The organism is Streptomyces sp. NEAU-174 (assembly GCF_052665095.1).
Genome location: NZ_JBQTCE010000005.1, coordinates 172356 through 189485, shown reverse-complemented (window position 1 = coordinate 189485; position 17130 = coordinate 172356). Strand labels below are relative to the sequence as shown.

At 72.4% G+C, this 17130-nt stretch carries 13 protein-coding genes; 9 read left to right on the top strand and 4 right to left on the bottom strand.

What is annotated here, in order from left to right; translation table 11 throughout:
* Positions 1 to 84: 84 nt before the first annotated feature.
* The 4 genes from ACT2CW_RS16510 to ACT2CW_RS16495 all read right to left on the bottom strand — a co-directional run bounded on the left by ACT2CW_RS16510 (position 85) and on the right by ACT2CW_RS16495 (position 5729).
* Positions 85 to 2517 (bottom strand): transglutaminaseTgpA domain-containing protein, encoded by a 2433-nt coding sequence (locus ACT2CW_RS16510; protein WP_445517108.1) that lies wholly within the window; start codon positions 2515 to 2517, stop codon positions 85 to 87.
* A complete protein-coding gene (locus ACT2CW_RS16505; RefSeq protein WP_206282384.1) occupies positions 2514 to 3902 on the bottom strand; it encodes a DUF58 domain-containing protein in 1389 nt (462 codons plus the stop codon). Before ACT2CW_RS16505 ends, ACT2CW_RS16510 begins: the two co-directional genes overlap by 4 nt.
* Entirely contained in the window at positions 3902 to 4954 is a 1053-nt protein-coding gene (locus tag ACT2CW_RS16500) for an AAA family ATPase (protein ID WP_037949012.1), read from the bottom strand. The genes ACT2CW_RS16505 and ACT2CW_RS16500 overlap by 1 nt, the downstream gene beginning before the upstream one ends.
* Before the next feature lie 220 nt (positions 4955 to 5174).
* On the bottom strand, positions 5175 to 5729 hold the full coding sequence (locus tag ACT2CW_RS16495) for a beta-class carbonic anhydrase (RefSeq protein ID WP_445517107.1): 555 nt from the start codon (positions 5727 to 5729) through the stop codon (positions 5175 to 5177).
* 409 nt (positions 5730 to 6138) lie between these two features.
* On the opposite strand from ACT2CW_RS16495, the gene rsmH reads away from it, so the two are divergent.
* The 9 genes from rsmH to ftsW all read left to right on the top strand — a co-directional run bounded on the left by rsmH (position 6139) and on the right by ftsW (position 17127).
* A complete protein-coding gene (rsmH, locus tag ACT2CW_RS16490) occupies positions 6139 to 7101 on the top strand; it encodes a 16S rRNA (cytosine(1402)-N(4))-methyltransferase RsmH (protein WP_164431904.1) in 963 nt (320 codons plus the stop codon).
* On the top strand, positions 7098 to 7694 hold the full coding sequence (locus tag ACT2CW_RS16485) for a septum formation initiator family protein (protein ID WP_445517106.1): 597 nt from the start codon (positions 7098 to 7100) through the stop codon (positions 7692 to 7694). The genes rsmH and ACT2CW_RS16485 overlap by 4 nt, the downstream gene beginning before the upstream one ends.
* A gap of 8 nt (positions 7695 to 7702) precedes the next feature.
* Entirely contained in the window at positions 7703 to 7855 is a 153-nt protein-coding gene (locus tag ACT2CW_RS16480) for a hypothetical protein (protein WP_445517105.1), read from the top strand.
* Entirely contained in the window at positions 7852 to 9834 is a 1983-nt protein-coding gene (locus ACT2CW_RS16475) for a peptidoglycan D,D-transpeptidase FtsI family protein (protein ID WP_445517104.1), read from the top strand. Before ACT2CW_RS16480 ends, ACT2CW_RS16475 begins: the two co-directional genes overlap by 4 nt.
* A gap of 12 nt (positions 9835 to 9846) precedes the next feature.
* Entirely contained in the window at positions 9847 to 11607 is a 1761-nt protein-coding gene (locus ACT2CW_RS16470; RefSeq protein ID WP_445517103.1) for a UDP-N-acetylmuramoyl-L-alanyl-D-glutamate--2,6-diaminopimelate ligase, read from the top strand.
* A gap of 62 nt (positions 11608 to 11669) precedes the next feature.
* Positions 11670 to 13109: a UDP-N-acetylmuramoyl-tripeptide--D-alanyl-D-alanine ligase gene (locus tag ACT2CW_RS16465; RefSeq protein ID WP_445517102.1), complete on the top strand. Its 1440-nt coding sequence runs from the start codon at positions 11670 to 11672 to the stop codon at positions 13107 to 13109.
* Positions 13106 to 14173, top strand: a complete 1068-nt coding sequence (gene mraY, locus ACT2CW_RS16460) for a phospho-N-acetylmuramoyl-pentapeptide-transferase (RefSeq protein ID WP_086884991.1) — start codon at positions 13106 to 13108, stop codon at positions 14171 to 14173. The genes ACT2CW_RS16465 and mraY overlap by 4 nt, the downstream gene beginning before the upstream one ends.
* Positions 14170 to 15621: a UDP-N-acetylmuramoyl-L-alanine--D-glutamate ligase gene (gene murD, locus ACT2CW_RS16455; RefSeq protein WP_445517101.1), complete on the top strand. Its 1452-nt coding sequence runs from the start codon at positions 14170 to 14172 to the stop codon at positions 15619 to 15621. Before mraY ends, murD begins: the two co-directional genes overlap by 4 nt.
* A 54-nt stretch (positions 15622 to 15675) precedes the next feature.
* Entirely contained in the window at positions 15676 to 17127 is a 1452-nt protein-coding gene (ftsW, locus tag ACT2CW_RS16450; RefSeq protein ID WP_414084498.1) for a putative lipid II flippase FtsW, read from the top strand.
* Positions 17128 to 17130: the final 3 nt, after the last annotated feature.

Sequence of the window (17130 nt, the reverse complement as noted above, 5' to 3'; positions counted from 1 at the left end):
CGATGTGCTTCTTGCGATGTGCCTCCTCGGGCCCCCGCGCCATGCGCGGGGGCCCGGCCCCAGGCGCTCAGCGCCGCCCGGGGGTCAGTTCTCCTGCTGGCCGCGCGGGGTCCGGAGCTGGGAGGCCCAGCGGGCCCAGCGGGGCGCCCCCCACCGGTCGACCAGCGCGGACCAGCGCTGCCCCGCCGCCCACGCCAGCTGGGCCGCGGACCGCGGGGCCAGCAGCGCCCGCAGCCGCTCCCGCCGGCCCGCCTTGGCCCGGAATCCTGCCAGCACCAGCCGGACGTCGTCCGCGACGCCCGTGACCGGCCGCGGCCGCGGTGCGTACAGCACCTGCTCGACCGTCTCGGCCACCCGCTGTGCCGCCCGGGCCGGTTCGTCGTCGAGTCCGGCGATCCGCACCATGCGGGCCACCGCTCTGCGCGAGGTCAGCGAGTCGTCCGGCAGTACGCCGAAGTCCCAGGCGGAGTCGGTGAGTTCACGCCATGCGGCGAGCACCCGGTCGGCGGCGTCCTGCTCGGCGCGCCCGCCCGAGCCGTTCAGTCTGCGGGTCCGTATCCGCCGCCGCCACAGCATGGGCAGCAGGGGCACCACGGCCAGCAGCGCCGCCAGCGAACTCCAGCTGGTGACCTTGGTGGCCGACCAGCCCCCGCCCGAGGCGCCGTTGTCCGGCTGCTGGGCCGCGCCACCGCCACAGGTGCCCAGCTTCTTCATGTCCGTGGAGCAGCTGTCGGACGCGGTCGGCGCGGCAGTCGGCTCCGAGGTCTCGGTGGGCTCGGTCGTCGGATCGTCGGTCGGGGTGCCCGAGGGCGTCTGCTCCATCGTGTAGTCGGGCTGGGTGCCACGGCTCGGGGTGGGCTCGAAACGGGTCCAGCCCACGCCCTCGAAGTACAGCTCCGGCCAGGCGTGCGCGTCCTTCAGCCCCACCGAAACCGAGCCGTCCGCCTGGGCGGTGCCGGGGGTGAACCCGACCGCCACCCGCGCCGGAATGCCCAGTGTCCGGGCCATCGCCGCCATAGAGAAGGAGAAGTGGACGCAGAAGCCCTCCTTCTGCTTCAGGAACCGGACGATGGCGGCCGAGCCGCTGCCGGACTGCACCTGGGTGTCGTAACGGAATCCTCCGTTCACCGCGAACCAGTCCTGGAGCTTGACCGCCTTCTCGTACGCGTTCGACGCACCGGCGGTCACCTCCCGCGCCGTACGGCCCACCACGGACGGCAGCGAGTCCGGCACCTCGGTGTACTCGTTCCGCAGCCGGGAGGGCGGTGCCGGGGCGGCCGCCAGCTGGTCGGCCGTCGGCTCCACCAGCAGGCTGGTGACCCGGTAGCGGGCGCCCCGGGTGGTCTGGCCGCGGTCGCCGACCAGCGTGCGGCCCTCGGGCTCATAGCGCCAGCGGCCGTCGATCTCGACCCTGGACGCGGGGTAGGGGAGGGGCAGCCAGTTCTGCGCGTACCAGTCGGCGGCCGAGATCGAGGTGTCGATCGAGGAGACCCGGACCGAGGGGCCGAGCCCGGCGGGCGAGGGAAGCTGACCGGGCACATCGGTGACATGCCGCTCGGACGACTTCCACGAGGTGCCGTCGAACCGGTCCAGCGCCACGATCCGCAGATAGAGGTCCTGGGTGGTCTGAGAGGAGGTGCGATAGCGCAGCACCTCCTTGTTCTCCGGCTGGTTCAGGCTGTCCTGGAGCGACACCAGCGGATTGACCGCCGAGATGGTGCCGCCGCCGCTGCCCGCCCCGCCGCTGCCGCCCTGCCGGTCCAGCAGCCCGCCGTCCAGGGACGGCAGCACCGCGGGCACCGCGAGCGCGATGCCGAGCGCCAGCACGCCGATCCGGCGGCCGGTGCGCACCGGGGCGAGCGCCGGGCTGCCACCGGCCCCGGCCAGGCCCGAGGGCGGCATACCCGACGGATGCGGGGCGCCGCCGCTGAACACCCGGCCCCACTGGGACAGCCGGTCCCGGCCCTCGGCCAGGAGCAGCACCAGATAGCCGGCCGCCGCCAGCAGGAACCACAGCCAGTCGCTGCCGTCGTCGGACAGACCGGCCGCCACCGAGTAGAGCGCGAGCAGCGGAAGCCCGGCCGGGGCCGCGCTGCGGTACGTCACCGCGAGCGCGTCGACCACCAGGCCGATCGTCAGCACCCCGCCCACCAGCATCAGCCGGATGCCATCGGTGAGCGGCGCGGGGATCGCGTACTGCCCCACGTCGTCGGCGCCGTCGCGCAGCAGCAGCGCGAACTCGTGGAGCGCCTGCGGGCTCGGCAGCAGCCCGCCCAGCGCCTGGTCGTGCGCGAAGGCCAGGGTGAGCAGCAGCAGCGTCACCACGGCCTGCGCGGCCACCGTGAGCGGGCGGGCCAGCGGCACCCGGCGGGCCGCCACGCCCGCGGCGCTCTGCACCGTCAGCAACAGGACGGCCTGCAACAGCCAGCTCGCCGGATCCACCAGCGGCAGCAGCGCACAGGCCGCCGCCACCGTGGCCAGCGCCGCACATATCGCGAGCCGAACGCTTCCACTCATGTCCAGCTCCCTGTCATACCGCCGACCGCGCGGCTTCCGGCGTCCGCCCGGGTGGCGCCCTGGGCGTCGGCCTGCCGCCACAGCTGCGCCAGCGAGGCGCCGGGGCCGACCGGCAGCGCCGTCCACCCCGCCTCGCGCAGCCGCCGCAGCCGGTCCTCCAGCTCCTGTGTGCTCCCGGACTCCGCCCCGCGCGACCAGGCGGCCCCGTCCAGCACAAAGGCCACGGCGGCCGTGGTGCGGTGGCGCATCCGGGCGGCCATCGCCGCCTGCTCCTCGTCCAGCTCGCCCAGGAAGGCCACCAGCAGCCCCTCACCGCCGCCGCGCAACACCTCATAGGCGGGCGAGAGCCCTCCGCCGTCGGAGTGGTCCACCACGGCGAGGGTGTCCAGCATCAGCCCGGCCGTCTCCGCCGAGTCATGGGTGGAACCGGCGAAGCCGCCTCCGCCGTCCGGGCCCGGCACCGAGCTTCCGGTGTCGGTCAGCAGCCGGACCGCATAGCCCCGCTCCAGCAGGTGGACCGCGGCCGAGGCCGCCCCGGAGACCGCCCATTCGAAGGCCGAATCCGGCCCGGAGCCGTAGTGGGCGGTGCGCCGGGTGTCCAGCAGCACCGTGCAGTGGGCGCGCTGCGGCTGCTCCTCCCGGCGGACCATGAGCTCTCCGTAGCGCGCGGTGGAGCGCCAGTGCACCCGGCGCAGATCGTCGCCTATGCGGTAGCCGCGCGGGATGACATCGTCCTCACCGGCCAGGGCCAGCGAGCGGTGCCGCCCGTCCCCGTACCCCGCGGCCTCGCCGGTCAGGCGCACCGGGGGCAGCGGCTCGACCCGGGGCACCACCGTGAGCGTGTCGTAGGCGCTGAAGGCGCGGGTGAGCTCGCACATCCCGAACGGATCGCTCAGCCGCAGCTGGAGCGGGCCCAGCGGATAGCGGCCGCGCAGATCGGAGCGGACCCGGTAGGACACCTCGCGGCGGCCGCCCGGCTCCACCCGGTCCAGGACGAACCTCGGACGCGGCCCCAGCACATAGGGCACCCGGTCCTGGAGCATCAGCAGCCCGGTGGGCAGCCGCGAGACATTGTCCATCCGCAGGTGCACCCGGGCCTCGGAGCCCGCGGGCACCCGCGCGGGCGCGAGCCGTCTGCTGCCCGCCACCCGGTACCGGGTGCGGTAGACCACGGCCACGCAGACCAGCGGCAGCGCGGCCAGCAGCAGCCCGACCCGCAGCAGATCCGCCTGGCCCAGGACATAGCTGCACACCGCGGCGGCCACCCCGGCGGCCAGGAAGGAACGGCCGCGGGTGGTCAGACCGGCGAGGGCGGCCCGCAGCCCGCTCGGCTGCTCGCCGGCGCCCGGCCCCTCGGGACCCATGTCCGTCCCCCCTGCGGCCATCACAGCCTCCGCGCGCCCGGCTGCTGCCGCCCGAAGTCGGCCGGGGGCATGGGCGGCATGGGCGGCATCCCGCCCGCGCCGCGCTGGGCGGAGGTGGGCACCGGAATGCGCTGCACGATGTCCGCGACGACCTGCTCGGAGGTGCGGCGGTTCAGCTGGGCCTGCGCGGTGGGCAGCAGCCGGTGGGCCAGCACCGCGACGGCGAGGGCCTGCACATCGTCCGGCAGCGCGAAGTCCCGCCCGGCCAGCGCGGCCGACGCCTTGGCGGCCCGCAGCAGATGCAGCGTGGCGCGCGGCGAGGCGCCCAGCCGCAGATCGGGGTGGCTGCGGGTGGCGGCCACCAGGTCCACCGCGTAACGCCGGACGGCCTCGGCGACGTGCACCGAGCGCACCGCTTCGATCAGCTTGGCGATCTCATGGGCGTGCGCGACGGGTTGCAGGTCGTCCAGCGGGGAGACCCCGCCGTGGACGTCCAGCATCTGGAGCTCGGCCTGCGGGCTGGGGTATCCGATGGAGACACGGGCCATGAAGCGGTCCCGCTGCGCCTCGGGCAGCGGATAGGTGCCCTCCATCTCGACCGGGTTCTGCGTGGCCACCACCATGAAGGGGTTGGGCAGCTCATAGCTCTCGCCGTCGATGGTGACCTGGCGCTCCTCCATCGACTCCAGCAGTGCGGATTGGGTCTTGGGCGAGGCGCGGTTGATCTCGTCGCCGATCACGATCTGGGCGAAGATGGCGCCCGGCTTGAACTCGAACTCCTTGCGCTGCTGGTCGAAGATGCTCACGCCGGTGATGTCGGACGGCAGCAGGTCCGGGGTGAACTGGATCCGCCGCACGGAGCAGTCGATGGACCGGGCGAGCGCCTTGGCCAGCATCGTCTTGCCCACGCCCGGGACGTCCTCGATCAGCAGATGCCCCTCGGCGAGCAGCACGGTCAGCGAAAGCCGTACGACCTCGGGCTTGCCCTCGATCACACCCTCCACCGACCTGCGGATCCGCTCCGCTGTGGTGGTCAGATCGCTGAGGCTCGCTCGCTCGTCATAGGTCGTCACCCGGCCCTCCTCGGCCCGTTCTCAGGGCCGCTGCCCTCGGAACGGACCGGCCCACCGCAAACGCTGACATCGGACCCCCGCGTGGTTGCGGGGGACGATGTCACCTATGCATTCTTGCGGTCTCCGCGGCCTCGCGTCACTCGGCTGTGGATAACCCGGGGTTATTTGTCACGCTTGTACGAGTTCGAGTGCTGAATCCCTTCCGTATCTCCAGCATCTCTCACGTCCGCGGCGTGACCTCCCGCAGCAGACCCGTCGTCACATCGAAGACGAAGCCGCGGACGTCGTCGGTGTGCAACAGGAACGGCGAGGTGCGCACCCGCTGCATCGACTGGCGGACGTCGGCGTCGAGGTCCTTGAACGCCTCGACCGCCCACGCCGGCCGCTGTCCCACCTCCGCCTCCAGCTCGTGCCGGAAGTCCTCGGTGAGGTTCAGCAGACCGCAGCCGGTGTGGTGGATGAGCACGACGCTGCGGGTCCCGAGGGCCCGCTGGCTGATGGTCAGGGACCGGATGATGTCGTCGGTGACCACACCGCCCGCGTTGCGGATGGTGTGGCAGTCGCCCAGTTCCAGACCGAGCGCCTCGTGCAGGTCCAGACGGGCGTCCATGCACGCGACGATGGCGACGCGCCGCACCGGCCGCGCGTCCATCCCCGGGTCGGTGAACTTCTCGGCGTAAACGCGGTTGGCCTCCACGAGGCTGTCGGTGACCGTGTTTCCCGTGCGGGCGTCGCGGTCGGTGGACGGGTTCGGCTGCGGCGCTGATATCGACATGATGACGACGCTACCTCTCACCAGGGAATTTTGTCTTCTCTTTAGGTAGGGCAAACGAGGGCAACGGGGTGGGCCGAAGGGGTGATGTGAGGCAATCCACAGCTCCTCGTGCGCCCTGGTCCGGTGCCCCGGAGAGGGGATACCACCCCTGGGGCGGGACGCGCAGGCCGGTTGGTTGACCGAAGGGACGAGTGGACTAAAGTGGCGCGAAGTGGGAGGCGTGACGCTCCCCTCGGATCCCGGAATTTCGCGTGAGCGCGGTGCGTACGTACCCCTCGGCCTCCTCCCGCTCCGGCCGCCTGACGTCACTTCCCCGGCGCCAGTAGGCCTCTTCCCCTTCAGAGCGGGCGGGGACCCGGCGGTGCGTATCATCCTCGCCCGATCCTCAGAAGGGCGCACGAGCAGCGCAATGAGCAGCAACGCTCTCCACGTTCCCGTCATGCTCCAGCGCTGCCTGGACATGCTGGCCCCCGCTCTCGCCCAGCCCGGCGCGGTCGTGGTCGACTGCACCCTGGGCCTCGGCGGCCACAGCGAGGCGCTGCTGCGCGACTTCCCCGAGGCCCGGCTGATCGCCCTCGACCGCGACCCGTCCGCGCTGCGGCTCGCCGGGGAGCGGCTCGCCCCTTACGGCGACCGGGCGACGCTGGTCCACGCGGTCTACGACGAGCTGCCCGAGGTCCTCGACCGGCTCGGCGTCCCGCGCGTCCAGGGGATCCTCTTCGACCTCGGCGTGTCGTCCATGCAGCTGGACGAGGCCGGGCGCGGCTTCGCCTACGCCCAGGACGCCCCGCTGGACATGCGGATGGACCAGACCACCGGAGTCAGCGCGGCGGAGGTGCTCAACACCTATCCGCCGGGCGACCTGGTGCGCATCCTGCGGACGTACGGCGAGGAGAAGTTCGCCAAGAAGATCGTGGACGCGGTGGTGCGCGAGCGCGCCAAGGAGCCGTTCACCACCAGCGCCCGGCTCGTCGAGCTGATCCGGGAGGCGCTGCCGCAGGCCGCCAAGCGCACCGGCGGCAATCCGGCCAAGCGCACCTTCCAGGCGCTGCGGATCGAGGTCAACGGCGAGCTCGCGGTCCTGGAGCGGGCCATCCCGGCGGCCGTAAGGGCGCTCGCGGTCGGCGGGCGGATCGCCGTGCTGTCGTATCACTCGCTGGAGGACCGCCTGGTCAAGCAGGTGCTCGCGGCCGGTGCCAGCAATACGGCGCCCCCGGGGCTGCCGGTCGTCCCCGAGCAGTACCAGCCCCGGCTGAAGCTGCTCACCCGTGGCGCGGAGCTGCCCACCGAGGAGGAGATCGCCGAGAACCGCCGGGCCACCCCGGCGCGGTTCCGGGGGGCGGAGCGCATCCGGGAAGAGGTCACCCCATGAGCGCGCGGGGGACGGGCCCGAAAGCGCGGCCGGCGCCGGGCGCCACCACCGCCAGGCGCACCCCCTTCGTACTGCTCGTGGTGGTCCTGCTCGGCTCCGGCCTGATCGCGCTGCTGCTGCTGAACTCCTCCCTCAACCAGGGGTCGTTCGAGCTCACCAAGCTGGAGAAGCAGACCAAGGAGCTCACCGACGAGCGCCAGGCCCTCCAGCAGGACGTGGACAAGCTCTCCGCGCCCGCCGAGCTCGAGCGGCGCGCCCGGGAGCTGGGGATGGTGCCCGGCGGCGCCCCCGCCTTCCTCAACCCGGACGGCTCGGTCAGCGGGGTGCCCGCCCCCGCCACGGGTCAGCCCTCGGTGCTCGGCGGCCCCGGCCGGGTGCTGTCGCCCTCGCTCGGCACCACGCCGTCCGCCCTCGGCACCACGCCGTCCGGGGCGTCGCCCGTCCTGTCCGGGGCGTCGCCCACTCCGTCCGCCCTGGCTCCGTCGGCGCCGCCGTCCGCCACGTCCTCGGTGACCCCGTGGGCGCCGCCCGGCGGCCACTCCGCATCCAGCTCCCCCTCCGCCTCCGCGAACTCCACCCCGGCCCCTCAGTAGGTGACACGGTGACGCGACCCCCAGCCTGCGCCCAGCCCACCCCGCCCGCGCGGACCCCCGCCCGCGCGCGGTGGACGGCCACCGAGCCGAGGGCGGCCACCGAGCCGAGGGCGGCGGCCGAGCCGAAGGACGCCACCGAGCCGAGGGCGGTCGTCGCGTGAGCGCGCCCCAGGACCCCCGCCGCCGCGGAGTGCCCGGCCCGGCCGGGCCCCGCGGCGACCGCCGCCCGCGCCAGGACCCGGCGCGGCGCCCCGGTGACCGCCCCGGAAAATCTTCCGGCCGTCCGGCCCCGCGCCCCCGCCCCGGCGCCCCCCAGCAGCTGCGGCTGGGCAGCCCCCGCCCCCGGCTCCGGCTGATCAGCCTCGGCCTCACCCTCGTCATGCTGGTCTTCGTCGTACGGCTGCTCCAGGTGCAGGCCGTCGACGCCAGCGCCTACGCGGCCAAGGCCAACCTCAACCGCTACATCCCGGTGAAGCTGTCCGCCGAGCGCGGCTCCATCACCGACCGCAACGGCGTCGACCTGGCGACCACGGTGGACGCCTACGACATCACCGCCGCCCCCGACCTCCTCACGCCCAAGACGGCCAAGACCCGTGACGCGCCCCGCCAGGCCGCGGCCCTGCTCGCGCCGATCCTCGGCAAGGACCAGGCGGACCTGGAGCAGAAGCTCACCGACAACCCCAGGTCGCAGTACGTCGTGCTGGCCCGGCAGCAGTCCCCGCAGGTCTGGAACCAGATCAAGGACCTGAAGAGCGCCCTGGACGACGCGGCGGCCAAGGGCAAGGGCACCAACGTCCTGGCCGGGGTCAACCGCGAGGCGCACAGCAAGCGGGTCTATCCGAACGGGGACCTCGCCGCCGGGCTGCTGGGATTCGTGGACGCCGACGGACGCGGCTCCGCCGGGCTCGAGCAGCAGCTCAACAAGAAGCTCGCGGGCAAGGACGGCAAGCGCGTCTACGCCCAGTCCGGCGGCCACCAGGTGCCCACCGGCGACGTCAGGGAGCAGCCCGCGGTCCCCGGCAGCGACTACGAGCTGACCATCGACCGGGACATCCAGTGGGCCGCCCAGAGCGCCATCGCCGACCAGGTGCGCAAGTCCGGGGCCGACCGCGGCTACGTCATCGTCCAGGACACCCGCACCGGTCAGCTCCTGGCCATGGCCAACGCCCCCGGCTTCGACCCCAACGACATCACCACCACGGACGCCGACGCCCTGGGCAACGCCGCGGTCTCCGACGCGTACGAGCCCGGCAGCGTCAGCAAGCTGATGTCCATGGCCGCCGTCCTCCAGGAGGGCGTGGCGCGCTGGGACACCCATGTGGTGGTCCCCAACCGGCTGCCGCGCGCGGACCGGGCCTTCGCCGACGACATCGACCATCCGACCTGGTACCTCACGCTCAACGGCGTGCTCGCCAAGTCCAGCAACATCGGCACGATCCTCGCCACCGAGCAGCTGGCCAAGACCAAGCGGCAGCGGAACCAGATCCTCTACTCCTACCTGCGCAAGTTCGGGATCGGCCGGCCCAGCGGGCTCGGCTTCCCCGGCGAGACCCCGGGCATCCTGGCCAAGCCGCAGGACTGGAGCGCCTCGCAGCAGTACACCATCCCCTTCGGCCAGGGGCTGTCGCTCAACGCCATCCAGGCGACCTCGGTGTACTCCACCATCGCCAACGGGGGCGAGCGCGTCGCGCCCACCCTCATCCGCGGCGCCAGGGGGCCCGGCGGCGACTTCACCGCCGCGCCCGCCCCCAAGAAGACCCGTGTCGTCAGCAAGGAGACCGCGAAGACGCTCGCCGAGATGCTGGAGTCGGTCGTCGACGACCAGCAGGGCACCGGCGCCAAGGCGAAGATCCCGGGCTATCGTGTCGCGGGCAAGACCGGCACCTCCAACCGGGTGGACCCCAAGACCGGCCGCTACCGCGGCTACACCGCGTCCTTCGCCGGCTTCGCCCCGGCCGACAAACCTCGGCTGACCGTCTACTGTGCCGTACAGAACCCGACCAAGGGCAGCTACTTCGGCGGTCAGGTCTGCGGGCCGGTCTACAAGAAGGTCATGGAGTTCGGTCTCAAGGCCCTCCAGGTCCCGCCGTCCGGGAAGCAGTCCAAACGGCTCCCGGTGAGCTACAACCCGGGCCAGTGAGCGGACCCAGCAGTGATGACGATCACGCCGGACCCCGGGAACCACGGTCCGGTACGGCCCCGCACCGCCGCCTCATTTCGCGGGGGAGCGGGTGTCCCGGGTACGCTCACCGCCGTGCCCCACGCTGATCAGTCCCAAACCCCTCAGAAGGACGTTTCTGTGGAATACCCGGGAGCGCCCCGTCCCCTCCAGGTCCGCCCGATCCCGCTGGCGGAGCTGGCGGATCAGCTGGGCGTCGAAACCCCCGAAGCCTCGGAAGGGGCCGCGGTCACCGGGATCACCCATGACTCGCGGGCCGTACGTCCCGGCGATGTGTACGCCGCGCTGGCCGGTGCCCGCCTCCACGGCGCGGACTTCGCCGCCCAGGCCGCCGACCTCGGCGCGGTCGCGGTGCTGACCGACCCGGCCGGTGTCGAGCGCGCCGCCGCCACCGGCCTGCCGGTCCTCGCGGTGGACAACCCGCGCGGCCGGATGGGCGCGCTGGCCGCCACGATCTACGGCGAGCCGGGTCACGACCTGCTCCAGATCGGCATCACCGGCACCTCGGGCAAGACCACGACCGCGTATCTCATCGAGGGCGGCCTCAAGGCCGCCGCGAAGCACGACGGCGGCCTTACGGGTCTCATCGGCACCGTGGAGACGCGGATCGGCGACGAGCGCATCAAGTCCGAGCGCACCACCCCCGAGGCCACCGACCTTCAGGCGCTGTTCGCGGTGATGCGGGAGCGCGACGTCCGCTCGGTCGTCATGGAGGTCTCCAGCCACGCCCTGGTCCTCGGCCGTGTCGACGGCTGCGTCTTCGACGTCGCGGTCTTCAACAACCTCAGCCCGGAGCACATGGAGTTCCACTCCGGCATGGAGGACTACTTCCAGGCCAAGGCTCAGCTGTTCACCAAGGCCCGCAGCCGCCTCGGAGTGATCAACTACGACGACGAGTACGGCCGCCGCCTGATCGAGCAGTCCGAGGTGCCCGTCACCACCTTCTCCGCCGAGGGCCACCCCGACGCCCACTGGCGCGCCGCGGACGTCGAGGTCGGCCCGCTCGGCTCGACCTTCACCGCCGTCGGCCCGAACGGCGAGTCCGTACGGGCCGCCGCGCCCCTCCCGGGCCCCTTCAACGTGGCCAACGCGCTCGCCGCCGTCGTCGCGCTCGCCGTCGCCGGGATCGACCCGCAGACGGCCGCCGACGGCGTCGCCGCCGTCCCCGGCGTACCGGGCCGGCTGGAGCGGGTCGACGTGGGCCAGCCCTACCTCGCGGTCGTCGACTACGCCCACAAGACCGACGCCGTCGAGTCGGTGCTGCGTGCCCTCCGTAAGGTGACCGACGGCAAGCTGCACGCCGTCCTCGGCTGCGGCGGGGACCGCGACCGGCTCAAGCGCGGCCCCATGGGCGCCGCCGTGGCCCGGTACGCCGACACGGCCGTCCTCACCTCCGACAACCCCCGCTCCGAGGACCCGCTCGCGATCCTCGCCGCCATGCTCGCGGGCGCCGCCGAGGTGCCCGCCCATGAGCGCGGTGATGTGCTGGTCGAGGAGGACCGGGCCAACGCCATCGCGGCCGCCGTCGCCCGCGCCGAGCCGGGTGACACCGTCATCGTGGCGGGCAAGGGCCATGAGCTGGGCCAGGACATCGCGGGCGTGATCCGGGCCTTCGACGACCGGCAGGTACTCCGCGAAGCCATCGAGCTCAGTGAGCGAGCCCACGGGCGCGATGCCACGCGCCCCGAGGCGAGCCCACAGCACCGGGACAAACACCTACACGACCAGGGATGACAGACCGCCATGCGCGCACCAGCCCCCTCCAGGCAGCTCTCCCGCACGGCCGGAGGTGATCAGTGATCGCACTGTCCCTCACCGAGATCGCCGGCCTAGTCGGTGGACAGCAGCACGACATACCGGACCCGGACCTGAAGGTCACGGGCCCTGTCGTGATCGACTCCCGTGAGGTGCGGCCCGGCAGCCTCTTCGCCGCGCTCCCCGGGGAGCGCGTGGACGGCCACGACTTCGCCAGGGGCGCGGTCGAGGCGGGCGCCGTGGCGGTCCTGGCCGCCCGCCCCGTCGGCACCCCGGACGCCCCCGTACCGGCGATCGTCGTCCCCGACGTCATCGCCGCCATGGGAGCGCTCGCGCGCGCCGTCGTGGAGCGCCTGGGCACCACCGTGGTCGCCCTCACCGGTTCCGCCGGCAAGACGAGCACCAAGGACCTCATCGCCCAGCTGCTCCAGCGCCGCGGCCCCACCGTATGGACACCGGGCAACTTCAACAACGAAATCGGGCTGCCTGTGGCCGCGCTCAGCGCCGACGAGGCCACCCAGCACCTGGTGCTGGAGATGGGCGCCCGCGGTAAGGGCCACATCCGGTATCTGGCCACTCTCACCCCGCCCCGTATCGGACTCGTGCTCAACGTCGGCACCGCCCATATCGGGGAGTTCGGCGGCCGGGAGCAGATCGCCGAGGCCAAGGGCGAGCTCGTGGAGTCCCTGCCGTCCGCCGTGGAGGGCGGGGTGGCGGTGCTCAACGCCGACGACCCCTTCGTGCGCGCCATGGCGTCGCGCACCAAGGCCCGTACCGTCCTGTTCGGCGAGGCCGAGGACGCCGATGTGCGCGCCGGGAATGTCCGGCTCGCCGACGGCGGCCGGCCCGCCTTCACGCTTCACACCCCTACCGGGTGCAGCGAAGTGACCATGCGCCTGTACGGTGAGCACCACGTGTCGAACGCGCTCGCCGCGGCCGCCGTCGCCCATGAGTTGGGCATGTCCGTCGACGAGATCGCCGTGGCGCTCTCCGAGGCGGGGCAGCTCTCCCGCTGGCGGATGGAGGTCACCGAGCGCTCGGACGGCGTGACGGTCGTCAACGACGCCTACAACGCGAACCCCGAGTCCATGCGAGCAGCGCTGCGCGCGCTGGTCGCCATGGGCGCTGCCACACCGGGGCGTCGCACGTGGGCGGTGCTCGGCCCGATGGCCGAGCTGGGCGAGGAGTCACTGGCCGAGCACGACGCGGTCGGGCGGCTGGCCGTCCGGCTCAACGTCAGCAAGCTCGTGGCGGTCGGCGGCCAGGAGGCCGCCTGGCTGGACATGGGCGCCAAGAACGAGGGTTCGTGGGGTGAGGAGTCGGTGCACGTGTCCGACGTGCGGGCAGCGGTCGATCTGCTGCGCAGCGAGCTGCGACCGGGGGACGTCGTGTTGGTGAAGGCATCCAGGTCGGTCGGCCTGGAGCGGCTTGCTCAGGCATTGCTCGACGGTGAGGGTGAGGTCGCCGGCCGATGGGCATGAGGCAGATCCTCTTCTCGGGAGCCATCGGGCTCTTTCTGACCCTGATCGGCACACCGCTGCTGATCAAGCTGCTGGCCCGCAAGGGCTATGGCCAGTACATCCGCGACGACGGTCCGCGGACGCACGGCAGCAAGAAGGGCACGCCCACGATGGGCGGTATCTCCTTCATCCTGGCCACGCTGATCGCCTACGCCCTGACGAAGGTGATCACGGGCAGCCAGCCGACCTTCTCGGGCGTGCTGGTGCTCTTCCTGTTCGCGGGCATGGGCCTGGTCGGCTTCCTCGACGACTACATCAAGATCGTCAAGCAGCGCAGCCTGGGTCTGCGGGCCAAGGCCAAGATGGCCGGTCAGCTGATCGTCGGTATCGCCTTCGCGATCCTCGCACTGAACTTCGCCGACGCGCGCCAGCAGACCCCCGCCTCCGACCGGCTCTCCTTCGTCCAGGACTTCGGCTGGTCCTTCGGCCCGGTGATCTTCGCGATCTGGGCGCTGTTCATGATCCTGGCGATGTCGAACGGTGTGAACCTCACCGACGGTCTCGACGGTCTGGCCACCGGCGCCTCCGTGATGGTCTTCGGCGCCTACACCTTCATCGGCGTCTGGCAGTACCAGGAGTCCTGCGCCAACGCGCAGACCCTCACCAACCCGGCGTCCTGTTTCGAGGTCCGCGACCCGCTCGATCTGGCCGTCGTCGCCTCCGCCCTGATGGGCGCGTGCTTCGGCTTCCTGTGGTGGAACACCTCGCCCGCCAAGATCTTCATGGGTGACACCGGTTCGCTCGCGCTCGGCGGCGCGCTCGCCGGCCTCGCCATCTGCTCCCGTACGGAGCTGCTGCTGGCCCTCCTCGGCGGTCTGTTCGTCCTGATCACCATGTCCGTGGTCATCCAGGTCGGCTCCTTCCGGACGACCGGGCGACGGGTCTTCCGGATGGCACCGCTCCAGCACCACTTCGAACTCAAGGGGTGGAGCGAAGTCCTTGTGGTGGTCCGGTTCTGGATCATCCAGGGCATGTGCGTGATCGTCGGTCTCGGCCTCTTCTACGCGGGGTGGCGGGCCTCGTGACGTCCGGCGCCGCCTCCCTCGACGTGTCCGACCTCGCCGGACGGCAGGTCACCGTCGCCGGACTCGGCGTCTCCGGGGTCCCCGCAGCGCGTGCGCTGCGGGGCCTCGGGGCCTCGGTGACCGTGGTCAACGGCAGCGACGGCGAACCGCAGCGCGCCCAGGCGGCCGAGCTCGAGCCGCTGGGCATCACGGTCCGCCTCGGCGACGGGGAGACTCTCCCCGAGGGCACCGAGCTGATCGTGACCACCCCCGGCTGGAAGCCCACCAGCCCGCTCTTCCTGGCCGCCGCCGAGGCGGGCGTGCCCGTCTGGGGCGATGTGGAGCTGGCATGGCGGCTGCGCGGGAAGGACGCCCCGCCCTGGCTCGCGGTCACCGGCACCAACGGCAAGACGACCACCGTAAGGATGCTGGCGGCCATCCTGGAGGCGGCCGGGCTGCGCACCGCCGCCGTCGGCAACATCGGCGTCTCGCTCCTGGACATCGTGCTGGGCGATACGCCGTACGACGTGCTGGCCGTCGAGCTCTCCAGCTACCAGCTGCACTGGGCGCCCTCGCTGCGCGCCCACTCCGGGGCGGTGCTCAACCTCGCCCCCGACCACCTCGACTGGCACGGCTCCATGGCGGCCTACGCGGCCGACAAGGGCCGGATCTACGAGGGCAACCAGGTGGCCTGCGTCTACAACGTGGCCGACCCCGCCACCGAGGACCTGGTGCGCGCGGCCGACGTCGAGGAGGGCTGCCGGGCGATCGGCTTCACCCTCGGCACCCCCGGCCCCTCCCAGCTCGGCGTCGTGGAGGGCATTCTCGTCGACCGGGCCTTCGTGGCGGACCGCCGGAGGCAGGCGCAGGAGCTCGCCGAGGTCTCCGACGTGAACCCGCCGGCCCCGCACAACATCGCCAACGCCCTCGCGGCGGCCGCCCTCGCCCGCGCCTACGGCGTCCCGCCGACGGCCGTACGGGACGGCCTGCGCGCCTTCCGGCCCGACCCGCACCGGGTGGAGCACGTGGCGGACGTCGACGGCGTGGCCTACGTGGACGACTCCAAGGCGACCAACACCCATGCCGCGGAGGCGTCGTTGGGCGCCTATGAGCACATCGTGTGGATCGCGGGCGGCCTCGCCAAGGGGGCCACCTTCGACGAGCTCGTCCTCACGGCGGCCAAGCGGCTGCGCGGCGTGGTGCTGATCGGCGCCGACCGCGCCCTGATCCGGGAAGCGCTCGCGCGACACGCAGCAGATGTCCCGGTCGTGGACCTCGACCGGACCGACACTGGGGCGATGGCTGAGGCTGTGCGCGAATCGGCGCGGCTCGCCCGGCCGGGCGATACCGTCCTGATGGCCCCGGCCTGTGCCTCGATGGACATGTTCACCAACTACAACAAGCGGGGCGACGCCTTCGCCGCGGCCGTTCATGACCTGGCCTCCGGCCGGGTCCCGGACGATCAGTAGCCCGCCGGTCCCCCGCGAGGACCGCTCGCGCGGGGAAACCGGAGGGGATACGACATGACGCCTGACCAGCCCGCCGCCCCGCGCTCCCGGACGGCCCGCCCCGGCACCGGCCGCCCGGTGCCGCGCTCGGGCGGCACCCCGCGGCTGCGCGAGGCCGTACGGGGCAGGGGCCGGGCGGCGTCACCGGCCCGCCCGCGCGGCACGGCGGCCGCCTCCCGGCCTCCACGCCGCCCGCCGAGGGTGAATGTCCTGGATGCCCTGCGCGGGCTCCAGCAGCGCGTCAGGCGGGCCTGGGACCGGCCGCTGACCGCGTACTACCTGCTGCTCGGCGGCTCGCTGCTGATCCTGGTGCTCGGGCTGGTCATGGTCTACTCCGCCTCCCAGATCAAGGCGCTCCAGTCCGGGCTCGCACCGTCGTACTTCTTCCGCAAACAGCTCTTCGCCGCCGCGCTCGGCGGCGCGCTGATGCTGCTCGCCGTGCGGATGCCCATCAAACTGCACCGCGCCTTCGCCTATCCGCTGCTCGCGGTCTCGCTCTTCCTGATGTGCCTGGTGCAGGTCCCGGGCATGGGCATCGCGGTCAACGGCAACCAGAACTGGATCTCCTTCGGCGGTCCCTTCCTGCTCCAGCCCAGTGAGTTCGGCAAGCTGGCGCTGGTCCTGTGGGGTGCCGATCTTCTCGCCCGCAAACAGGACAAGCGGCTGCTGGCCCAGTGGAAGCATCTGCTGGTCCCGCTGGTGCCCGCGACCGGCATGCTGCTCGGCCTGATCATGCTGGGCGGGGACATGGGCACCGCGATCATTCTCACTGCGATCCTTTTCGGCCTGCTGTGGCTGGCCGGCGCCCCCACCCGGCTCTTCGCGGGCGTCCTCGCCTTCGCCGGGCTCATCGGCATGGTGCTCATCAAGACCAGCGCCAACCGGATGTCCCGGCTCGCCTGTATCGGCGCCACCGAGCCCGGTGCCAACGATCAGTGCTGGCAGGCGGTGCACGGGATCTACGCGCTCGCCAACGGCGGTTGGTTCGGCTCGGGACTCGGGGCAAGTATGGAGAAATGGGGCGAACTACCCGAACCGCATACCGACTTCATCTTCGCCATTACCGGGGAGGAACTCGGCTTGGCGGGGACGCTGTCCGTTCTCGTTCTCTTCGCGGCTCTAGGCTATGCGGGTATCCGCGTGGCCGGACGCACGGAGGACCCCTTCGTGAGGTACGCCGCGGGAGGTGTGACCACCTGGATCACGGCGCAGGCCGTGGTCAACATCGGCGCGGTGCTCGGTCTGCTGCCGATCGCGGGTGTTCCGCTCCCGCTGTTCTCCTACGGAGGGTCCGCCCTGCTGCCGACCATGTTCGCCGTCGGCCTGCTGATCGCCTTCGCCCGGGCTGAGCCCGGTGCGCGGGCGGCGCTGGCCATGCGGCAGCCTGCTTTGCGGAAGAAGCTGGCTCGGGTGAGACGGAAGACGATGAGACGGCCCGTCAAGAGGCGGCCGTCCGGAGAGCGGTGAATT

Excerpts from the sequence above, each read along its gene's own strand:
- mraY (WP_086884991.1), top strand. The coding sequence starts at position 13,106 with ATGAGGCAGATCCTCTTCTCGGGAGCCATCGGGCTCTTTCTGACCCTG.
- ACT2CW_RS16510 (WP_445517108.1), bottom strand. The coding sequence starts at position 2,517 with ATGAGTGGAAGCGTTCGGCTCGCGATATGTGCGGCGCTGGCCACGGTG.
- ACT2CW_RS16495 (WP_445517107.1), bottom strand. The coding sequence starts at position 5,729 with ATGTCGATATCAGCGCCGCAGCCGAACCCGTCCACCGACCGCGACGCC.
- ACT2CW_RS16485 (WP_445517106.1), top strand. The coding sequence starts at position 7,098 with ATGAGCGCGCGGGGGACGGGCCCGAAAGCGCGGCCGGCGCCGGGCGCC.
- ftsW (WP_414084498.1), top strand. The coding sequence starts at position 15,676 with ATGACGCCTGACCAGCCCGCCGCCCCGCGCTCCCGGACGGCCCGCCCC.
- ACT2CW_RS16505 (WP_206282384.1), bottom strand. The coding sequence starts at position 3,902 with ATGGCCGCAGGGGGGACGGACATGGGTCCCGAGGGGCCGGGCGCCGGC.
- rsmH (WP_164431904.1), top strand. The coding sequence starts at position 6,139 with ATGAGCAGCAACGCTCTCCACGTTCCCGTCATGCTCCAGCGCTGCCTG.